This is a genomic window from Amycolatopsis sp. WAC 01376 (genome assembly GCF_003947415.1).
Classification (GTDB): Bacteria; Actinomycetota; Actinomycetes; order Mycobacteriales; family Pseudonocardiaceae; genus Amycolatopsis.
Genome location: NZ_QHKL01000001.1, coordinates 1,297,947 through 1,318,062, shown reverse-complemented (window position 1 = coordinate 1,318,062; position 20,116 = coordinate 1,297,947). Strand labels below are relative to the sequence as shown.

Genomic DNA, 20,116 nt, shown 5'->3' with positions numbered 1-20,116 from the left:
CACGCCAGGTACCTTCCGAGCAGAAATCCCTGGCATGGGCGGATCCGGAACCAGCGCTGACCGCCGGTCGTCTGATCTCCAGCCTCAGGCCCCAGTACGGAAGGCGAGACCGATGACCTACCCACCCCAGCCAGGCCAGCCCTACGGCCAGGACCCCCAGGGACAGCAACCGCAGCCGGGTGGCTGGGACCAGACCCAGCAGTACGGTCAGCCTCAGCAGTACGGGCAGCAGCAGGGCTGGGACCAGACGCAGCAGTACCAGCAGCAGCCCCAGCAGGGCTGGGACCCGAACCAGCAGTACCAGCAGCAGGGCTGGGACCCGAACAACCAGGGTTACCCGCAGGGCCAGGGCGGCCCGCCGCCGCAGAAGAGCAAGACCGGGCTGATCATCGGGATCGTGATCGGCGTGGTCGTGCTGATCGCCTTCGGTGTCACCGGTTTCGTCGCGCCGGGCTTCCTGCTCAGCAAGGACGACGGGAACAACACCGCCGCGCCGCCCGCGTCGTCGTCCGAGAACGCGCCGACCTCCGCGCCGAAGAGCAGCCCGAAGTCGAGCACGACCAGGACCCCGAGGAGCACGGAGAACGGCGGCGGTGCCGGCGATCCTCAGGGCGTCCAGGTCATCACGGACTTCCTCGCCAAGATCTCCAGCGGCGACAAGACCGGCGCCGTCGCCCTGGCCTGTGAAAACCGGCGGGCGAACATGGGCAGCATGATCGACCTCTTCCTGCCGCCGGGCTCCACGGCCGAGGTCAAGAAGACCCAGGGCACCAGCAGCATCGTCATGGCCGAGATCACCGGAACGGTCGAGGGTGCCGACGCCAAGGGCACCGTGATCGCGCAGAGCCAATCGGGCAGCGCCTACTGCGTCTCTTCCCTGCTGGTCTCCAAGGTCCGATGAAGCGGTTCCTCCGCTCCCCGCTGCTCTGGACGTTCGTCGTTTCGCTCGTCCTGCTGCTCGCGGTCGGCGGCTGGTTGCTGACGGATCCGGCGACCAGCCGCAGCGAGGCACTGAAGACCGGCGGCATCGCCGGAGGCGCCATCGTCGCGCTGTACGCGTTGTGGCTCAACGACAGGCGGCGCCGCGTCGAGGAGCGGCGGCAGGAAGTCGAGCGACAGCGGCAAGAACTCGAACAGCGGCGGGCCGACCAGGACCGCGACCGGATCTCGGACGAACGGTTCGCGAAGGCCGTCGAACTGCTCGGGCACGACGCCGACCAGGTGCGGGTCGGCGCCCTGCACGCACTGGCCGGGCTGGCCCGCGGCCGGGCGATCTACACGCAGACCGTGCTGGACATCCTGTGCTCGTACCTGCGGCGGCCGTTCGAACATCCGCGGTACAAGGACACGGCGAAACGGGACGGGAACACCGCACCGCAGGAGGGCTCCGCGGAGGAGGACCAAGAACTCCAGGTGCGGCAGACCGCGCAACGGCTGATCGGGGAACTGCTCCCGGCCGCGGATTCCGAGGGCACGCCCGGATACGACCTCGACCTGACCGGCGCGGTGCTGGAGTACTTCGATCTTTCGGAGCGGAAGATCGGCAAGCTGTTGCTCCGCTACGGCGGTCTGTACAGCAGCACCAACCTGTCCGGCTGTGTGTTCCTCGGGCCGGTGTACCTGACCGGCGCGGGAACGGTCCCGAAGAAGCTGATCGGCTTCTTCCGGTGCAATGACGCCAAATTCGAACAACGGGCGTGGTTCAGCGGGGTCCGCTTCTCCGAGGACGCCGAGTTCCGCGGCACCGTGTTCGCGGGCGAGACGTCCTTCAAGGACAGTGTCTTCGCCAAGGACGCGGTCTTCGCCGGCTCCCGGTTCAAGGGGACGCTGGATCTGCACCGCGCCCGGTTCCAAGGCCTCGCGGATCTGAGTTTCCGCGAGCCGCCCGGCACCGTTTCGCTGTACAACACGACGGTGGAACCCGCCAGGGACCACGAACTCCCGGACGGCTGGACCGTCGAGACCCTGCCGGACGGCCGTGCCCGGCTCACGGTGAAGGACCGATGAAGCGCCTGCTCAAGTCGCCGCTGCTGTGGACGTTGCTGTCCTCGGTCGTGGTGCTCGTCGGGGTCACCGCTTGGCTGCTCACGGATCGCGCGACCAGCCGCGGTGACGCGCTCAAGACCGGCGCCCTCGCCGGCGGGGCGATCGCCGCGCTCTACGGGCTCTGGCTCAACGACCGGCGAAGGCGGACCGAAGAGGACAGGCACGAGATCGAGCGCAGCCGGATCTCCGACGAGCGCTTCGCCAAGTCGATCGAACTGCTGGGCAACGAGGCCGATCAGGTCCGGGTCGGCGCGATGCATTCGCTCGCGGGACTGGCCAGGACACGTCCGGAATACCGGCAGACGGTGCTCGACGTGCTGTGCGCCTATTTGCGGCGGCCGTTCGAACATCCGAGTTTCGACCGAGACCGCGAGTGGGAACCGGCGGACAAGGCGGCCGCGGAGCGGGAACGGCTGGTCCGGCGCGCGGCCGAACGGCTGATCCGCGACATCCTTCCCCACGCCGGGACCACCGGGCCGACGCTTTCGCTCAACCTCAGCGACGCGCGGCTCGACAAGCTGGGACTGCTCGGCAGGCGGGTCGGCTGGTTCGGCGCGGATCGTTGCGAGGTGCTGACCTACCTGGACCTCACCGACACCCAGCTGTCCGGGAAGTTCCTGCTCGAGAACGCGACGATCCACGGCGGGTTCGTACTCACGCGGGCGAGCTTCGAACGCAAGGTGTCGCTGGACAACCTCGTCGTCGAGACCCCGGTCGACTTCAGCGTGGCGACCTTCGCGGAGCCGCCTTCGCTGGAGGGCGCCGAGTTCGGGGCGGGTTCAAAGATGTCGTGAGTGGTAAGTGTCGTTCTAACGACACTTACCACTCACGACGCTTCAGTCGAAAAGTGCCGGAAGGGTCCGCTCCCAGGTCTCCCGAAGCTCGTCCAGCGTGAACTCCGTGATGTCCTGGAGTTCGAGCGAGCCCGATTCCGGGTCCACCACGCCGGTCTTGCGCCACGGCAGGCCGCGCGCGGTGAGCATCTCGGTGAACCGCAGTTCCTCGGTGCGCGGCACGGCGACCAGCACCCGGCCCGCGGATTCGGAGAACAGCTGCACGAACGGGTCCTGCTCCGAGTCGAGGAAGACCCGGGCGCCGCACTGTCCGATGAGGACGGTCTCGACGAGGGTCTGGATCAGGCCGCCGTCGGAGACGTCGTGCGCGGCGGAGATCATGCCGTCGCGGGAACCGGCGATGAGGATGTCGGCGAGCAGCTTCTCGCGGGCCAGATCGACCTTCGGCGGGCGGCCGCCGAGGTGGCCGTGCAGTTCGCGCGCCCAGGCGGAACCGTCCAGCTCGTCGTGCGTTTCGCCGAGCAGCAGCAGGGTTTCCCCGGCCTCGGCGCCGATCCCGGTGGGGATGCGGCGGGTGACGTCGTCGATCACGCCGAGCACACCGACCACCGGGGTCGGCAGGATGGCGACGTCACCGGTCTGGTTGAAGAAGCTGACGTTGCCGCCGGTGACCGGGATGCCGAGTTCGACGCAGCCGTCGGCGAGACCGTGCACGGCCTGCTCGAACTGCCACATCACGCCCGGGTCGGTCGGCGCGCCGAAGTTCAGGCAGTCCGACACCGCGACCGGCTTCGCGCCACTGGTGGCGACGTTGCGGTACGCCTCGGCCAGCGCGAGCTTCGCGCCCTCGTACGGGTCGAGGTAGACGAACTTGCTGTTGCAGTCGGTGGAGACGGCGACCCCGCGGCCGGTCGACTCGTCGATCCGGATGACGCCGGAGTCCGACGGCTGCGCGGACACGGTGTTGCCGCGCACGTAGCGGTCGTACTGGGAGGTCACCCATTCCTTCGACGCCTGGTTCGGCGACGAGATCAGCTTGAGGATGTCGGCCCGCAGTTCGTCCGATGTGGACGGACGCGGCAGCTTGGCCGAGGTGTCGGCCTGCAGCGCGTCCTGTGTGGACGGACGCTGGATCGGGCGGTCGTACACCGGGCCCTGGTGCGCAACGGTGTGCGCCGGGACGTCGACGACGACCTCGTCGTTCCAGGTGATGACCAGGTGCTCGCCGTCGGTGGCCTTGCCGATGTCGGTGGCGATGACGTCCCACTTCTCGCAGACCTTCATGAACGCCTCGACGTTCTCCGGCGAGACGACCGCGCACATGCGCTCCTGCGACTCGCTGGAGAGCACCTCCGCCGGGGTCATCCCGGTGGCGCGCAACGGAACCCGGTCGAGGTAGATGTGCATGCCGCCGTCACCGGCGGCCGCCAGCTCCGACGTCGCGCAGGAGAGCCCGGCGCCGCCGAGGTCCTGGATGCCGACGACGAGCTTCTGGGCGAACAGTTCGAGACAGCACTCGATGAGCACCTTCTCGGTGAACGGGTCGCCGACCTGAACACTGGGCAGCTTCTTGCGGCCACCCGAGGATTCGTCGCCGGAGAAGGTGTCGCTGGCGAGGACGGACACGCCGCCGATGCCGTCGAGGCCGGTGCGCGCGCCGAACAGGATGATCTTGTTGCCCTTGCCCGAGGCGAACGCCAGGTGCAGGTCCTCGACCCGCATCGCGCCGACACACAGGGCGTTGACCAGCGGGTTTCCCGCGTAACTCTGGTCGAACACCAGCTCGCCGCCGATGTTCGGCAGGCCGAGGCAGTTGCCGTAGCCGCCGACGCCGGCGACCACACCGGGGAGCACCCGGCGGGTGTCGGGGGCGTCCGCCGGGCCGAAGCGCAGCGCGTCCGCCACCGCGAGCGGGCGCGCGCCCATCGCCATGATGTCGCGCACGATGCCGCCGACGCCGGTCGCGGCACCCTGGTACGGCTCGACGTAGGACGGGTGGTTGTGGCTCTCGACCTTGAAGGTGACCGCCCAGCCCTCGCCGATGTCGACGACGCCCGCGTTCTCGGCGATGCCGGCGAGCATCTTCTCCTTCATTTCGGGAGTGGCGGTCTCACCGAAGTAGCGCAGGTGCTTCTTCGAGGACTTGTACGAGCAGTGCTCGCTCCACATCACCGAATACATCGCCAGTTCGGCGTCGGTCGGACGGCGGCCGAGGATCTCCCGGATCCGGGCGTACTCGTCGTCGGCGAGGCCGAGCTCTACGTACGGCTGGGTCGTTTCGGGGGTCGCCTCGGCGCGTTGAGTGGTGTCAACGGTGCTGGTCACGGTGTCAACCTCAGGGTTCGCCACGGCCTTAAGAGTAGGCGAGCGTTTAGGGCAGCTCGCGGTCGCCCACGCATAAATCGGTCGCGCTCGCGGCGGTGATCCGCTTACCGTCGATAATCGTGCTTTCCGCCACATATCCCCTTCCGCGACTACGCCTGCCCGCCAAGCCGACCGCCTGGCGGTACCTCGTCAGGATGATGCTCGCGCGCCCGGGACTGCTCGCCGTCTCGGCGATCAGCGGTGCGCTGTGGTCGCTGCCGATCGCCCTGCTGCCGGTCGCGATCGGGCGGGGCATCGACGCGATCGGGCGCGGCGACGGCGATTCCGTCTGGCTGTGGGGTCTCGCGGCCGCCGGGCTCGGGATCGCGCAAACGCTCGCGGGCACGGTGCAGCACTTCGCCTCCTACGGTTGCTGGATCCACGGCGCCGGGGTGACGCAGCGGCTCGCCACCGAACACGCGGCGAAGCTGGGCGCGAATCTGCGCGACACGACCACCACGGGTGACGTGGTCGCGATCACCACCAGCGACATCAACCCGATCGGTGACTCCTTCGAGGTGCTCGGGCGGGCCTTCGGCTCGCTGATCGCGTTCATCGTCTGCGCGACGGCGCTGCTGTCGACGTCCCCGCTGCTCGGCGTGGTCGCACTGGTCGGCGTCCCGCTGGCGGTGGTCGGCATCGGTCCGCTGCTGAAGCCGCTGGAGAAGCGCCAGACGAAGCAGCGCGAGGAGAAGACCGACGTCAACGCGCTGGCCGCGGACATCGTCTCCGGCCTGCGAATCCTTCGCGGTGTCGGCGGCGAGAAGCAATTCCTCGACCGCTTCCGCCGCTCCAGCCAGCGGGTCCGGGCGGCCGGTGTCCAGGTGGGACGCAGCGAAGCGTGGCTCGCGGGCGCCGAGGTCGCGCTGCCGGGACTGGTCACGGTGGTCATCACCTGGCTGGGCGCGCAGCTGGCGATCAACGGCACCATCGGCGTCGGCGAACTGATCACGTTCTACGGCGTCTCGGTGTTCCTGGTGATCCCGGTGACGACGGCGACCGAGTTCGCGGGTGTGCTGAGCGCCGCGCTGGTTTCGGCGCGGAAGGTGTGCAAACTGCTGTCCACCGAACGCACGCTCGCCGAGCCGGAGCACCCGGTCCCGCTGCCGGAAGGCCCGCTGGACCTGTACGACGAGACGACCGGGATCAAGGCCGAGGCCGGGAAGCTGACCGTCATCGACGTCGGAGCCGATGCCGAAGCGGTGGCTTCGCGGATGGCGCGGTTCACCGATCCGAGTGAACCTGCTCTTGTCGGCGGGGTTCCGGTGGACCGGGTCGCCCTCGGCGAGCTGCGGCGGCGGGTCGTGTTCGCGCACAACCAGGACATCTGGTTCTCCGGAGTGCTGCGCGAACAGGTCGCCCCCACCGAGCCCGGTGACGTCGAGATCACCGAAGCGCTGTACGCGGCGGACGCCGACGACATCGTGGACGCGCTGCCCAACGGCGTCGACGAGGTGATCGGCGAACGCGGACGTGAGGTTTCCGGTGGTCAGCGGCAGCGGCTGAACCTGGCCCGCGCGCTGGCGACCGACGCCGACGTCCTGCTGCTCGACGAGCCGACCTCGGCCGTCGACGCGCATACCGAAGCCCGCATAACCGAACGCGTCGCGAAGCTGCGGCGCGGCAAGACCACCGTCGTGTTCAGTCAAAGTCCACTGTGGACACATGTGGCCGATGTGGTCGTGAGTACGAAAGTACCGGCATGAAAAAGCTGCCTTTGGCAGACAAGAAAGACGTTCGACGATGGATCAAGGAGACCGCGCGGGACAACAAGCGCGAGTTCTCCGTGATGCTCGGCCTGTTCTGCGTCGCGACCGCGATCGGGCTGGCCGGGCCGCGGCTGCTGGGCGTGCTGGTGGACGAGGTCGTCGGAGGCACGACGACCACCACGATCACCTGGCTCGCGGTCGCGTTCGTAGTGGTGCTGGGCGCACAGGCGTGGTTCAAGGGTCTGGCCCGGCTCCGCGCGCGGGTGTTCGGCGAGCGGATCCTGGCGAAGAACCGCGAGGAGTTCGTCGGGAACGCGCTGAACCTGCCGCTCGGGACGGTCGAGGCCGCGGGCACCGGTGACCTGCTCAGCCGGGCGACCACCGACGTCAGCCGCATCGACCACGCGGTGCGGTTCGGCGCGCCGGAGATCCTGATCGCCGCCGTCACGGTGGTGTTCACCGTGGTGGCGATGGTGCTCACGTCGCCGTTCCTGGCGCTGGGCCTGCTGGTGGCGTTGCCGCTGCTGGTGCCGGTGAACATCTGGTACCAGCGCCGGATCCCGGACGTGATGCGGCGGATGCTGGACAAGTGGTCCGAACTCCAGTCCACCACGCACGAGACCGCGGAGGGCGCGCGGACGGCCGAGGCGCTGAACCTGACCGGCCGCCGGATCCGGTCCGGGCACGACGGGCTCGACGCGTCGATGCTGGGCGAGCGCAAGATCCGGGCGCTGCAGATGCGGTGGATCCCGTCGCTGGAGATCAGCTACGTGCTGCCGGTGCCGGTGATGCTCGGGCTGGGCCTGCTCGCCTATTCGAACGGCTGGGAAGGGCTCGGCACGATCACCGCGATGCTGCTGTACTCGCAGGTCATGACCGGTCCGCTGAACGAGGCGCTGTTCTGGCTCGCGGACATGCAGGTCGCCGGGGCCTCGCTGCGGCGGCTGCTGGGCGTGCGGCCCGCTCCGTCTTCGGAGACGGCTTCGGAGACGCCGCGCGGCCAGGACATCGAGGTGCGCGACGTGCGCTTCGGCTACAACGCGGACCGCGAAGTGCTGCACGGGATCGACCTGCGGGTGCCCGCCGGTGAACGGCTGGCGATCGTCGGGCCGTCCGGTGCGGGCAAGTCGACCCTGGGACGGCTGCTGGCCGGGATGTCGGCGCCGACGTCGGGTTCCGTACGGGTCGGCGGCGCCGAGGTGTCGACGCTGCCGGACGACGTCCTGCGCGGCGAGGTCCTGCTGCTGACCCAGGAGCAGCACGTGTTCGCGGGGACGCTGCGGGACAACCTCACGCTGCCCGCCGGGGACTGGTCCGACGACCGGCTGCTGGCCGCGCTGGCCTCGGTCGGGGCTTCGGAGTGGGTGGCGGGCCTGCCGGACGGACTGGACACGAAGGTCGGCGCCGGGGCGGTCGCCGTCCCGGCGGCGCTGGCGCAGCAGCTGGCGCTGGCGCGGGTGGTGCTGGCCGACCCGCACACACTGGTGCTGGACGAGGCGACATCGCTGCTGGACACAGGTTCGGCGCGGGAGCTGGAGCGATCGCTGAGCGCGGTGCTCGAAGGACGCACGGTGATCGCGATCGCGCACCGGCTGCACACGGCGGCCGCGGCGGACCGGGTCGCGGTCATCGAGGGCGGCCGGGTGACCGAGCTGGGCTCGCACGCTGAACTGCTCGCCGCCGGTGGGCCCTACGCCGCCCTGGTGGCCGCCGCCTCCTGAAACGCTATGAACGGACCGTTCCTTGCAAATTTTGCAAGGAACGGTCCGTTCATAGCGTGCGGTCAGGTGGAAACGCGTCTCCCCAAGGGCGCCCCGCGCCCGACGGAGACTTCACGTCGCGCGCCCTCTTTCGGGCCGAAGGCCCACGTGAACACGATGAAGGGGCGCCTCCGCACTCAACGTGAGCTGAGTACGAAACGGCGCCCCTTCGGCGGGTTCACGTCAGCGCGCGACCAAAGACACAGATAGAGCGTCCACGGCGCTGTAGAACATGCCGAGTCCGTCGTCGGAAGGCCCGGTGAGGGCGTCGATGGCGTGCTCCGGATGCGGCATGAGCCCGACGACGCGGCCGTTCTCGCTGCGGATCCCGGCGATGTCGTTGCGCGAGCCGTTCGGGTTGCCGCCGACGTAGCGGAACACCACGCGGCCCTCACCCTCCAGCTCGTCGAGGGTGGCCTGCTCGGCGACGAAGCAGCCGTCGATGTTCTTCATCGGGATGAGGATCTCGGCGTCTTTGTCGTACCGGGTGGTCCACGCGGTGTCGTTGTTCTCGACGCGCAGCCACTGGTCACGGCAGATGAAGTGCAGGCCCGCGTTGCGGATCATCGCGCCCGGCAGCAGCCCGGCCTCGCACAGGATCTGGAAGCCGTTGCAGATGCCCAGCACCGGCATGCCCTTGTGGGCGGCCTCGATCACCGAAGACATCACCGGCGCGAAGCGGGCGATGACGCCGGCGCGCAGGTAGTCGCCGTAGGAGAAGCCACCGGGGACGACGACGGCGTCGACGCCCTTCAGGTCTTCGTCCGCGTGCCACAGGGGCACGGCCTCGGCGTCGGCGTAGCGGACGGCGCGGGCCGCGTCACCGTCGTCGAGCGTGCCGGGGAAGGTGATGACCCCGATGCGGGCGCTCACGCTTCCACCCGCTTGATGGTCCACTGCTCGATGACCGGGTTCGCGAGGAATCCTTCGGCGATCTTTTCGAGCGTCGCGTCGTCGACGGAGTCGTCGACCTCGATCTCGAAGTGCTTGCCCTGACGGATCTCGGTGATCCCGGTGAAGCCGAGACGACCGGCGGCGCCGAGCGCGGCCTGCCCCTGCGGGTCGAGGATTTCGGGCTTGGGCATGACGTCGACAACGACTCGGGCCACGGCAGGCTGCTCCTTATTCACGCAGGTCGTGGGTACCGCCCGAGCCTACTTCACTACGGTTGCCGCATGACCTACGGGCAACCGCAGTACGGGTACAACCCGCCGCCGAAGAAGTCGAAGGCCTGGCTCTGGATCACTCTCGTGCTGGTCTTCGTCCTGATCGCGGGCGGTGTCGCGTTCACCGGCTTCGTCTCGCCGGGGTTCTTCAAGGCCAAGGCGGACACGACCTCGCGCGCGACGCCGGAGCAGCTGAGCCAGTCGTTCGTGAACGGCGTCGCCGAAGACCGCGTCAGTCAGCTCTGGTGCCCGATCCGCTCGAAGCGGTCCTACACCTTCGAGCAGACCATGGCCGTCTCCGACGGCGCACAGTTGAGCACGCCCGCGCACCAGCGTGCGGCGCAGGAGTACTCGGCCGCGTTCACCGCAGGGGGTCAGACCGTCGGGATCGCGATGATCCCCGGCGAGGGCGGCTGGTGCGTGCGTGACGCCAAGGTCGGCGGCGAGCCCGAGCCGCTGCCGGGCATCGAGACGAAGCCGTCGCCGCGGCCCGACGTCAAGACCGGGGAAGAGGCGGGGAACAAGTTCGTCGACGCGATCAACACGCGTGACATCCCGGCGGCGTTGTCGGTGCTGTGCGAGAAGGTGCCCGACACGACCCGCGACGGCGTGCAGCAGATCATCCACGGCGAGGCCAGGTACACCGTCGAGAAGGCCGACCTGCTGACCACGGCCGAGCAGACGATCCTGCACCTCGCGGGCGAGGTCGACGGGGTCCGGCAGCCCGGGCGGATCGAGACCGACGACAGTGCCGAAGGCGGGCCCTGCGTGGCTTCTTTTTCACCCGACTCCGACTGAGCTCGCATCAGTCCTTCGACTGGGGGATGCTCGGAGCGCGTCGCTGGGCCAAGATGGGCCATTGGCAGCACGCCAACACCGGGTGAGCAGCAGCAGGAGGCACCGTGGCCGATCAGGACTCCTTCGACTACGTCATCGTCGGCGCGGGCAGCGCGGGATGCGTGCTGGCGAACCGGCTGAGTGAGGATCCGTCAGCGCGGGTGCTCCTGCTCGAAGCGGGCGGCGAGGACGACGCGGACGAGATCCACATTCCCGCGGCGTTCCCCGGTCTGTTCAAGACGAAGTGGGACTGGAACTACGAGACGGTCGAGCAGAAGCACACCGGCAAGACGCTGTACTGGCCGCGCGGGAAGACGCTCGGCGGCTGTTCCTCGATCAACGCGATGATCTACATCCGCGGCAACCGCGCGGACTACGACGGCTGGCGTGACGGGCACGGCGCCGAGGGCTGGGGTTTCGACGACGTCCTGCCGTACTTCAAACGGGCGGAAGGCAACCAGCGGCTCGGCGGGCCGCTGCACGGCACCGACGGGCCACTGAACGTCGAAGACCGCCGCTTCACCCACGAGCTGTCCCACGCCTGGGTGGATTCCGCGGTCGCCTGGGGCCTCAAGCGCACCGACGACTTCAACGGCGAGTCGCAGGAAGGCGCCGGCGTCTACCAGGTGACCTGCAAGAAGGGCCGCCGCTGGTCGACGGCCGACGCGTACCTGCGGCCCGCGTTGTCGCGTCCGAACCTCACCGTGCGGACCAACGCCCAAGCAACGCGCGTGGTGTTCGAAGGGACCCGCGCCGTCGGTGTGTCCTATTTGGACGAAGGCGTCGAGACGACGGTGCGCGCGTCGGCCGAAGTCCTGCTGAGCGGTGGCGCGGTGAACTCGCCGCAGCTGCTGATGCTCTCCGGGGTCGGCCCGGCGGAACACCTGCGGGAGCACGGGATCGACGTCGTGGCGGCGCTTCCCGGTGTCGGCGAAAACCTGCACGACCACCCCGCCTGCGGGATCATCTGGTCGACCCGCGGCACCACCGACCTGGTGGACGCGGCGACGCCGGGCGGCCTGGTGCGCTACCAGCTCACCAAACGCGGCCCGCTGGCCTCGAACATCGGCGAGGCGGGCGCGTTCTTCCCCGCCGCGGACGGCGTCTCACCGCCGGACATGCAGATCCACGTCGCGCCGACGTTGTTCTACGACAACGGAATGCGCGAGCCGACGGTGCCCGGCTTCACGTCGGCGGCGACCCTGGTGGACGTCGCGAGCCGGGGACGGCTGCGGTTGAAGTCGTCGAATCCCCTGTGGAAGCCCGAAATCGATCCGGCTTACTACGCCGAGTCCGTGGACATGGAGAAGATGCTGGCCGGGATGCGGGCACTGGTGGAGATCGGGAAGTCCGGTCCGCTCGCGCGGTACCTGGACAAGCCGTTCCTGCCGGAACGCCACGACCTGACCGACAGCGAACTGGCCGACTACGTGCGCGAGAAGACGCAGACGCTGTACCACCCCGTCGGGACCTGCTCGATGGGAACGGGCGAGAACGCCGTCGTCGACCCGTCGCTGAAGGTGCGCGGGGTGGACGGGCTGCGAGTGGTGGACGCGTCGGTGATGCCCGTGGTACCGCGCGGGAACACGAACGCGCCGACGATCATGGTGGCGGAGAAGGCCGCGGACCTCATCCGGGGCGCTTGACCTTCCCTTTCACGCCTCCGTAAATGCTAGGAACGGTCCTTTCCTTGCAAATTTCGCAAGGAAAGGACCGTTCCTAGCACGCGGGGGTTGACAAGGCGGCAGGTCAGCGTTTCCCGTGCAGCACGGTGATCAGCTTCGCCACCAGGGCGTCGGTCTTTTCCTTGCGGGAGAACGAGGTCAGCACGATCGGCGCGGTGAAGCGCTGTCGTGCGACGGCCTTCGGCCGGGCGAATTCGCGCAGGCCTTCCGGGCCGTGGATCCGGCCGAAGCCCGAGTCGCCGACGCCTCCGAAGGGCAGCGAAGCGATACCGGCAAAGGAAAGCGGCGCGTTGATCGACGTCATGCCGGTGCGCAGGCGGGCGGCCAGTTCCAGGCCGCGCGACTTCGAGAACACCGTCGAACCGAGGCCGTACTTCGTGTCGTTGGCCTTCTCGACGGCCTCGTCCATGTCGCGGACCTTGGCGATGGTGACGGTCGGGCCGAACGTCTCCTCCTTGACCGCCGAGGAGTCCTCCGGCACGTCGACGAGCACCGTCGGCTGCACGTAACGGTCGCCGACCGCGTCGATGCCGCCGACCAGCGCCTTGCCGCCGCGTTCGATGGCGTCCGCGATGTGGCGTTTGATCACCGCGAGCTGCGAAGGCATCGTCACCGGGCCGTACTGCGCGGCCGCGTCCGAACCGGCCCGCACGTCCTTCGACTTCTCGACGACCTTCGCGACGAACTCGTCGTGCACGCGCTCGTGGACGTACACGCGCTCGACACCGATGCAGGTCTGACCCGAGTTGGAGAACGCGCCCCAGACGGTCGCGTCGGCGGCGGCCTCGAGGTCGGCGTCCGCGTCGACCAGGACCGCGTCCTTGCCGCCCGCCTCGATGATCACCGGGGTCAGCGTGTCGGCGGCCGCGGCCATGATCTTCTTGCCCGTGCCGGTCGAACCGGTGAAGGCGATCTTGTCGACGCCTCCGCTGACGAGCGAAGCGCCGGTCTCGCCGAAGCCGGTGATCAGCTGCAGCACCGGCCATTCCGGGACGACCTCGGTGAAGGCGTCGACCAGCCATTTCCCGACGCCGGGCGTGTACTCGCTCGGCTTGAAGACGACGGCGTTGCCGGCGGCGAGGGCGTACGCGATGGAGCCGAGCGGCGTGAACACCGGGTAGTTCCAAGGGCCGATCACGCCCACGACGCCGAGCGGCTGGTACTCGACCGTCGCCGCCTGGTTCGACATCATCAGCCCGGCCGCGCGACGCTGCTTGCCGAGGATCTTGCGCGCGTGCTTGCCCGCCCACGCGATGTGCTCGATGGCGAGGACGCTCTCCAGCTGCGCGTCGGCGATCGGCTTGCCGGTCTCGTCGCGGACGACCTGGCACAGCTGCGGCAGACGCCGGGTGATGACGCCCTTCCAGCGGCGCAGCCGCTCGGCGCGACCGTCGAAGCCGAGCCCGGCCCACCATTCGGCGGCGTCCCTCGCGCGGGCGATGGCGGCGCGGACGTCCTCCTTGCTGTGCACCGGATAGGTGCCGACGACCTCGTCGGTCGCCGGGCTGAGGGAATCGAAGGTCTCCCCCACGCTGTGCGCGGTCGGCTTCGGCTGGACTGCGGTCATCGACTTCTCCCGTGTCTCGGCTCAAAGCCCAGGCTACGACGTTACTGACGGCGTGCCAATAGCTCGCCTGGGGCGTGCCACCAGCATCGCACAGGAGACGAGGGCCGCAAGGACACCGGGAAGCGGGGCCAGCCACACCGGCAGCACCCCGATCGCCAGCGAGCCCAGCCCGAACCCCGACGCCTGCACGGTGAAGGCCAGCGAGAAGCCTTCCGACCGGCGGCGTTCGGGCAGCAGTTTCTGCAGGTTGACCGACGAGACGGCCATCAGCGGACCGGTGCAGAGCCCGATCAGTGCGACCCCGCCGAGCAGCCCGGCCCAGCCGAAGCCCGCCGAAACCACGATCCCGCCGAGCACGAAACCGGCAAGGAACAGCCTCGGATCGCCGAGCTTGCCCCGCGCCGCGTACAGCGCACTCCCGGTCAGGCTGGCGGCGCAGAGCACCACGATGACGATCGCCGTCGCCGAATCGGGTGCGCCGAGGCGCTGGACGAGCGGCAGCAGGCCGACCTCGATGGTCGACAACAGGAGCCCGACGGTGAACAACCCCGCCAGCCATGGCACGCAAGCGGCGACCGGGATCGCCTGGCGCTCGACTGTCCTTTGTGGATCACGGGTGACCGTGCGCCGGGGCACGAGCAGGGCCGCGAGCAGCCCGCCGACGGCCATCGCGAGCACCGGGACGGCCGGGCCGGACGTCGCCAGGAGCGCCACCAGCAGCGGCCCGCCGACGATGACGCCTTCGAGGATCATCGCGTCGACCGAAACGGCCCTCGGCAGTTCTTCTTCGGTCACCGTCCCGGCGAGCAGCGTCCGGAAACCGCCGTTCAACCCGCCCGCGACCAGCCCCGGCGGGATCGCCAGCGCGAGCAGCACCAGGTCCGGGGCGCCGGCGGAGGCGACCGCGGCCAGCAGGAACAGCCCCGCGGCGACCAGCGGAAGCAGCACGACGAGACCGCGTGCGGGTCCGACGCGGTCGAGCAGCCGCCCGGTCGGCACGGCGCCGACCATCTCGGCGGCGACGAAAACGGCCATCATGATCCCGCCGAGCCGGTACGAACCGGTCGTCGCGGTGGTCAGCACGGTGAAGGCCAGCGGCGCCATCATGGCGGGCAGCCGGTTCAGCTGGACCCCCGCCGACCAGCGCCAATACCCGGAATTACGCAGCAACGTCATGCCGCGAACACTGCCGAACCCAACCTGGCGAGAACCATTGATTAGGCCATAGCCTAATCCGATGATCGAGCTGGTCCTGACCGCCGAGAGCGCCAACCGCGTCCGCTTCGGCATCTCCCCGCTCGACGAGACCATGGGCGCGATGCAGACCCTGCTCGGAAGGCGCGGCCATCCCAGTCATCTGCCGTGGCTGCGCGAGGCGGCCGCGAAACTGCCGGATCTCCCCATCGACGGCTTCGCCAAGGTGATGAGCGCGCGGCACTACATCACCGACTTCCTCAGCCCGCCGCCGAGCGGGCCGGAGACCACCGCGTCCGCCCAGCTCGCCGAAATCCGCCGCACACCACCGGAGCAGGTCGCCCATGAACTGTCCAAAGTAGACGCGGACCTGAGCGAGCTACCGGAAGATCCCGTCGAGGCAAGGGATCTGCTGGCGAACCAGATGGAGATCGCCTGGACCGAACTGGTCGAACCGCACTGGCCGCGGATGCGCCGCTTCCTCGTCGCCGACATCGAGGAGCGCTCGCGACGACTGGCCGCCGGCGGGATCGCGCTGGTATTCGAGGACATCCATCCGCGTGTGCGGCTCGTCGACGACGTCCTGGTGATCGAGATGAAGGAACGCGGCCGCGTCCACCTCGACAGACGCGGATTGCTGCTGATCCCTGGTGTTTTCGCGTGGCCTTCGGTCGGGGTGATCACGATGGAGCCGTGGCAGCCTTCGCTGCTGTACCCGGCGCGCGGGGTGGGGGAACTCTGGTCGGATCCCGAACGCCCGCCCGACGCGCTCGCGGGAGTGCTCGGCCGGACGAAGGCCGCCTTGCTGACGACGCTCAACGAACCCGCGAGCACCACCGAACTGGCGCACAGGCTGGGCTTCTCCGCGCCGACGGTCTCGCGGCATCTGACCGCGATGCGCGCGGCAGGCCTGCTCGACACGCGCCGCCGCGGCCGCGAAGTGCGTTACCTGCGCACCGAACTTGGCGACGCCCTGATCCGGGCATAGGCTGGAAATGACCGACCGCGAAGGAGAACCCTGATGCGTATTGTCCATTTTGGACACGCTTGCACCCTTCTGGAGACCGAGGGCGCGCGGATCCTGATCGACCCCGGCACCTTCTCGGCGGGCTTCGAAGGCGAGCGTGAGCTCGACGCCATCCTGATCACCCACCAGCATTTCGACCACCTCGACGTGGACAGGCTGCCCGCGCTGCTGGCGGCGAATCCCGGCGTGCGACTCATCGTCGACCCCGGTTCCGCCGAGGCCGTGGGAAAGCTCGGCGCCGAGTTCCAGATCGCGAACCCCGGCGACGCCTTCGAAATCGGGTCCAGCGGCATCAACGTAGTCGGCGGCGAACACGCGGTGATCCACGAGGAGATCCCGGTGATCCCGAACGTCGGCTACATCGTCGACCACGGCGCGTTCTACCACCCCGGCGACTCGTTCTTCGTGCCGGAACAGAAGATCGACGTCCTCGGCCTGCCCACCGGCGCCCCGTGGCTCAAGGCAGGCGAGGCCGTCGACTACCTGCGTGCGGTGTCGCCGCGCCTCGCCGTCCCGATCCACGAAGCCGTCCTCGCGCGGCCGCAGATGCACTACGGCCTGTTCACCAACCTCGCCCCGGAAGGCACCGAGGTGAAGGTGCTCGACGTCGGGGAGCCGGTGAAGCTTTAGCGGTAAGCGGCGCGCGGGTCTCGTGAGTGGTAAGGACGGTTCTAGCGGGCCTGTATTTGCCTGCCACAGAAACCGGTGTCGCCCCGACGGTCTCCGATGAGAGCGAGGGGGGGGGGAGGATTTGGGACACTGAACGTCCTGAATCTTCCCCGCTCGACGGGTCCGAGCTTGATCAAGACCGGAAACCTGGAGCAGCTTGGCGACGATGTAGGAATTGGGACACTGAAGGTCCTAATTCCTACATCGTCAGCCTTCGGACCGCGCGGGTCTCGTGAGTGGTAAGGACGGTTAGAACCCAAAGCCACGTAGCAGGTCAAGCGCTCGGTCGCCCTGGCCGACGGGAGCCGACACGCCCGCAGCGTCCACTGTGGACACATTTCGATGACTGAATGTCCGATTGATGACTAAATAGGCGATTCTGCCAAGGGGTCGTGAGTGGCAAAGGTCGCTCTAACCCTCATTGCCACTCACAACCCCCTTTCACAGCTGCGCAAAGCACCCAAATCGGGCACCCAGATCCGAACTAGCGTCCCGTGTGGACAGTCGCGCCCCGGGTCCACTGCCGGTGACTTGTCCGGCTTGACGAGCAGACCGGCAGCCGCCCAAGATCAACTTAAGCTACCTGGCATTGGGTTAGAACCCGTCATTACCACTCACGAGCCTTTTAGCGGTAAGCCAGCTTCCGCACCAGGATCTCCGCCGGTCCTCGATAGGACCTGCGGTGCATCAAGTACGCGACGACCACCGTCAGCAGCCACACGCCGAGCCCGCAGGCCGCCGCCACGAACGTCTCACCGCCGAGCCCCAGCATGAACGGCGGCGCCAGGACCAGCCACGCCACCGACTGGAACAGGTACGCGCTCAGCGTGCGCTGGCCGAGGGCGGAGATCGCGGTGACCACGACGCCGCGGCGTTTCTTGCCGGCGGCCATGCCGATGAGGCCGAACAGGCTGATGTAGCCGATCGCGCCGAACAGGCCAGCGCCCTCGTACATCAGCTTGGCGAGCCCAGCGGTTTCCTCGTCCATGCCGAGGTAGTCGCCGGCGAAGAGCCCCATCGGCAACGCGCCCGCGAGCGCGACACCGAAGCCGCCGAACAGGCCGAAGAGGAGAAGCTTGCGATTCGGCTCCTCCAAGACGCGCTTCTTCGCGGCCCAAGCACCCACCCAGACGAAGAGGATCGACGACAGCAGGATCGCCGTGGTCATCGGCCATTCCGTGAGCCGCTCGCGCACGGCGTCGCCATAGGTCGGCGCGAGGGAGGACGGGTCGTCGACGGACGGGACGGGCGCCCCGCCGCCGGAGTTCCCGCTGATCACCAGGTACATGAGCACGGCGAGGTAGCAGACCCCGAAGCCCAGGTACAGCACCGGAAGCCGATAGAAACCCTTGCCGCGCCTCAAAAGCAGCAGGGTGAACACCATGCCGATCACGCCGTACGCGCCGAGCACGTCGCCGGAGAAGAACAGCACCCCGTCGACGGCGCCGAAGACCAGCAGCCACGCGTGACGGCGGAGCAGTACTCCGCGCGTCCGCGGCCACGGCTGCCCCAGCGCCTCCTGGCGATCGGCGAACTGCACGATCCCGTAGCCGAGCATCATGCCGAATAACGGCAGCGCGCACGCGTGGACGAGCACGAACAGCACCACGAAGTACGGCCGTTCCAGGCCCTGTGGTGTCTGGTCGACACCCGGCGTGTTGCCGAGGAAGATGCTCGCGGTATGCGCCAGCGCGACGAGCAGGAGCGCGAAACCCCTGGCCAGGTCCGGTGCGAGCACGCGCTCGCTCGTCGGTATCGATGTCATGGATCTCCCTTTAGTATCCAACGTACACTAATTAATGTCCGTCGGATACTAAAGGCGGAAGGGATGCTTGTCAGCCGGCGTCGACGAGAGCGGCGATGCCGTCGAGGACGACGTCGAGACCGAAGTCGAAGTCGGAGTTCTGTTCGGAGTCACCGAGTCCCGAGGTCAAGAAGCCCACGGCGTCCGGGAAACGCTCGGGGTCGATCAGCTCGGCGAGACCCTTGCCGTAGGCCTGCTCGGCCTGATCCTGGCTCAACCCGCTGCCCTTCCTGCCCTCGGCGAGCTGGATGGCCTGCGCGCACGCGAGGCGGACATAGCCGCCGACCAGCACCAGGATCCCGCCCTTGGTGCCCCAGTCGAGACCGGTGTCGCGCAGCGTGCGCAGGATCGCGTCCATCCAGGCGACCGCGTGCGGGCCCGCCGGAGGGCCGGAAAGCGGCAGCTCGACCAGCCACGGATGCTTCATCAGGACATCGCGGTTGGCCTCGGCCAACGTGGTCAGCTCGGCCCGCCAATCGCCGGTGGACTCCACCGGCGGCGGATCCCCGATGGCGAAGTCGGTCATCAGCTCCAGCAGCTCCGCCTTCGAGCCGATGTGGCGGTACAACGACATCTTCGTGACGCCCAGGTCCTTCGCCACGCTCGCCAGCGTCACGTTCGCGACGCCTTCGCGATCGGCGAGGGCCACCGCGGCGGCCACGACACCGTCGATGTCGAGCACCGACGGCCTGCCGCGCGTCGGGCGCTCCGCTCGCCGCCAGAGCCGCAACAGCGTCGCCGGTGCGTCACCCTGGTCGGTCATCCCGACAATTTAACCCGCGTTCGCGAGAGTGAGCCGTAGGTGGTTCCGAAAGCGCGGTTCTCCAGCGAGACGTCGACGGCGTCGAGGAACGCCTGCCGCAGCCCCGGCCTGGCGAGGTCCGCGGCGTCGATGCCGAGCCGCACCAGCCCGCCGCGGCGCGCGGCGAGCGCGTCGGCCAGCACCAGCGCGAAACACCGGACGGTCTCCGTCCGGTGCGACGGCCCGCCGAACTCCTGCACTCTGGCGCGCCGGACCTCGCCGGACACCAGATCCCGCACCGAGACCAGATCCGCGCACAGCCGGAACCCGTGCTCACGCAGGGCCTGCAGGGTGCCCTCCGACGCGATCCAGCGCGGCGGCGCGAATCCGTCGACGGCCATGCCGTTGGCGTCGAGCGCCGCCTTCGCCGCGATCAGCCGCAGCCGCGCCTCATGCGCGGGAAGAGCCGCGAACTCGGCACGTTTGCCCAGGTGGACCGCGCGATGAGTGGGTGGGATCCGGTGGTCGTAACCGTGCAGGAGGACGGAGTCGCCGTTCTTGCGGCGCGTCCGGATCCACTCGGTCACGGGGCCCTCGCCGGTCCTGGCGGCGTAGAGCACGGACATCGGGACCTTGCGCCTGTCGAGCTCGGCCGCGAGGTCGGCACAGCGGTGCAACGTCCGGGTGGTCACGCCGGACAGGGAAACCAGCAAACGTGCGTCCACGGTCCCCATTGCGCCAGCCCGGGCTTG

Annotated in this window: 17 protein-coding genes; 9 read left to right on the top strand and 8 right to left on the bottom strand. The window is 68.8% G+C overall.

Annotated elements, in window-relative coordinates; genetic code table 11:
• The first annotated feature begins 112 nt into the window (after window positions 1–112).
• From DMH03_RS06275 to DMH03_RS06265, 3 genes are read left to right on the top strand one after another with little or no spacing between them, the layout of a single operon-like run.
• Entirely contained in the window at window positions 113–901 is a 789-nt protein-coding gene (locus tag DMH03_RS06275) for a Twin-arginine translocation protein TatA (protein WP_125790996.1), read from the top strand.
• Window positions 898–2,007 (top strand): pentapeptide repeat-containing protein, encoded by a 1,110-nt coding sequence (locus DMH03_RS06270; RefSeq protein WP_125790995.1) that lies wholly within the window; start codon window positions 898–900, stop codon window positions 2,005–2,007. The genes DMH03_RS06275 and DMH03_RS06270 overlap by 4 nt, the downstream gene beginning before the upstream one ends.
• Entirely contained in the window at window positions 2,004–2,840 is an 837-nt protein-coding gene (locus tag DMH03_RS06265; RefSeq protein WP_125790994.1) for a hypothetical protein, read from the top strand. Before DMH03_RS06270 ends, DMH03_RS06265 begins: the two co-directional genes overlap by 4 nt.
• A gap of 42 nt (window positions 2,841–2,882) precedes the next feature.
• Here the strand turns inward: DMH03_RS06265 and purL are convergent, their stop codons facing one another.
• Window positions 2,883–5,165, bottom strand: a complete 2,283-nt coding sequence (gene purL / locus DMH03_RS06260) for a phosphoribosylformylglycinamidine synthase subunit PurL (RefSeq protein WP_125790993.1) — start codon at window positions 5,163–5,165, stop codon at window positions 2,883–2,885.
• 119 nt (window positions 5,166–5,284) lie between these two features.
• Between purL and DMH03_RS06255 the strand changes: the two genes are divergently transcribed.
• Together DMH03_RS06255 and DMH03_RS06250 are read left to right on the top strand one after the other, a co-directional pair.
• Window positions 5,285–6,910, top strand: a complete 1,626-nt coding sequence (locus tag DMH03_RS06255) for an ABC transporter ATP-binding protein (RefSeq protein WP_125790992.1) — start codon at window positions 5,285–5,287, stop codon at window positions 6,908–6,910.
• Window positions 6,907–8,634, top strand: a complete 1,728-nt coding sequence (locus DMH03_RS06250; protein WP_125790991.1) for an ABC transporter ATP-binding protein — start codon at window positions 6,907–6,909, stop codon at window positions 8,632–8,634. Before DMH03_RS06255 ends, DMH03_RS06250 begins: the two co-directional genes overlap by 4 nt.
• Before the next feature lie 222 nt (window positions 8,635–8,856).
• On the opposite strand, the gene purQ is transcribed toward DMH03_RS06250, so the two are convergent.
• A complete protein-coding gene (purQ, locus tag DMH03_RS06245) occupies window positions 8,857–9,546 on the bottom strand; it encodes a phosphoribosylformylglycinamidine synthase subunit PurQ (protein ID WP_125790990.1) in 690 nt (229 codons plus the stop codon).
• Window positions 9,543–9,782 (bottom strand): phosphoribosylformylglycinamidine synthase subunit PurS, encoded by a 240-nt coding sequence (gene purS, locus DMH03_RS06240; RefSeq protein WP_037320498.1) that lies wholly within the window; start codon window positions 9,780–9,782, stop codon window positions 9,543–9,545. The genes purQ and purS overlap by 4 nt, the downstream gene beginning before the upstream one ends.
• 66 nt (window positions 9,783–9,848) lie before the next feature.
• Here purS and DMH03_RS06235 point away from each other — a divergent pair, with 66 nt between their 5' ends.
• Together DMH03_RS06235 and DMH03_RS06230 are read left to right on the top strand one after the other, a co-directional pair.
• A complete protein-coding gene (locus tag DMH03_RS06235; RefSeq protein WP_125790989.1) occupies window positions 9,849–10,637 on the top strand; it encodes a hypothetical protein in 789 nt (262 codons plus the stop codon).
• Window positions 10,638–10,741: 104 nt separating this feature from the next.
• Window positions 10,742–12,322: a GMC family oxidoreductase gene (locus DMH03_RS06230; protein ID WP_125790988.1), complete on the top strand. Its 1,581-nt coding sequence runs from the start codon at window positions 10,742–10,744 to the stop codon at window positions 12,320–12,322.
• Between the two features lie 103 nt (window positions 12,323–12,425).
• On the opposite strand, the gene DMH03_RS06225 is transcribed toward DMH03_RS06230, so the two are convergent.
• Both DMH03_RS06225 and DMH03_RS06220 read right to left on the bottom strand, forming a co-directional pair.
• Window positions 12,426–13,928 (bottom strand): aldehyde dehydrogenase family protein, encoded by a 1,503-nt coding sequence (locus DMH03_RS06225; RefSeq protein WP_125790987.1) that lies wholly within the window; start codon window positions 13,926–13,928, stop codon window positions 12,426–12,428.
• A gap of 33 nt (window positions 13,929–13,961) precedes the next feature.
• Window positions 13,962–15,104, bottom strand: a complete 1,143-nt coding sequence (locus DMH03_RS06220) for an MFS transporter (RefSeq protein WP_125790986.1) — start codon at window positions 15,102–15,104, stop codon at window positions 13,962–13,964.
• Window positions 15,105–15,165: 61 nt separating this feature from the next.
• On the opposite strand from DMH03_RS06220, the gene DMH03_RS06215 reads away from it, so the two are divergent.
• Window positions 15,166–16,110 (top strand): DUF5937 family protein, encoded by a 945-nt coding sequence (locus DMH03_RS06215; RefSeq protein WP_125790985.1) that lies wholly within the window; start codon window positions 15,166–15,168, stop codon window positions 16,108–16,110.
• A 33-nt stretch (window positions 16,111–16,143) separates the two neighbouring features.
• Entirely contained in the window at window positions 16,144–16,779 is a 636-nt protein-coding gene (locus DMH03_RS06210; RefSeq protein WP_125790984.1) for an MBL fold metallo-hydrolase, read from the top strand.
• A gap of 664 nt (window positions 16,780–17,443) precedes the next feature.
• On the opposite strand, the gene DMH03_RS06205 is transcribed toward DMH03_RS06210, so the two are convergent.
• The 3 genes from DMH03_RS06205 to DMH03_RS06195 all read right to left on the bottom strand — a co-directional run bounded on the left by DMH03_RS06205 (window position 17,444) and on the right by DMH03_RS06195 (window position 20,098).
• Window positions 17,444–18,583, bottom strand: a complete 1,140-nt coding sequence (locus DMH03_RS06205) for a DUF418 domain-containing protein (RefSeq protein WP_125790983.1) — start codon at window positions 18,581–18,583, stop codon at window positions 17,444–17,446.
• Between the two features lie 70 nt (window positions 18,584–18,653).
• On the bottom strand, window positions 18,654–19,385 hold the full coding sequence (locus DMH03_RS06200; RefSeq protein ID WP_125790982.1) for a TetR/AcrR family transcriptional regulator: 732 nt from the start codon (window positions 19,383–19,385) through the stop codon (window positions 18,654–18,656).
• Entirely contained in the window at window positions 19,382–20,098 is a 717-nt protein-coding gene (locus tag DMH03_RS06195; protein ID WP_199748684.1) for a DUF2334 domain-containing protein, read from the bottom strand. The genes DMH03_RS06200 and DMH03_RS06195 overlap by 4 nt, the downstream gene beginning before the upstream one ends.
• Window positions 20,099–20,116: the final 18 nt, after the last annotated feature.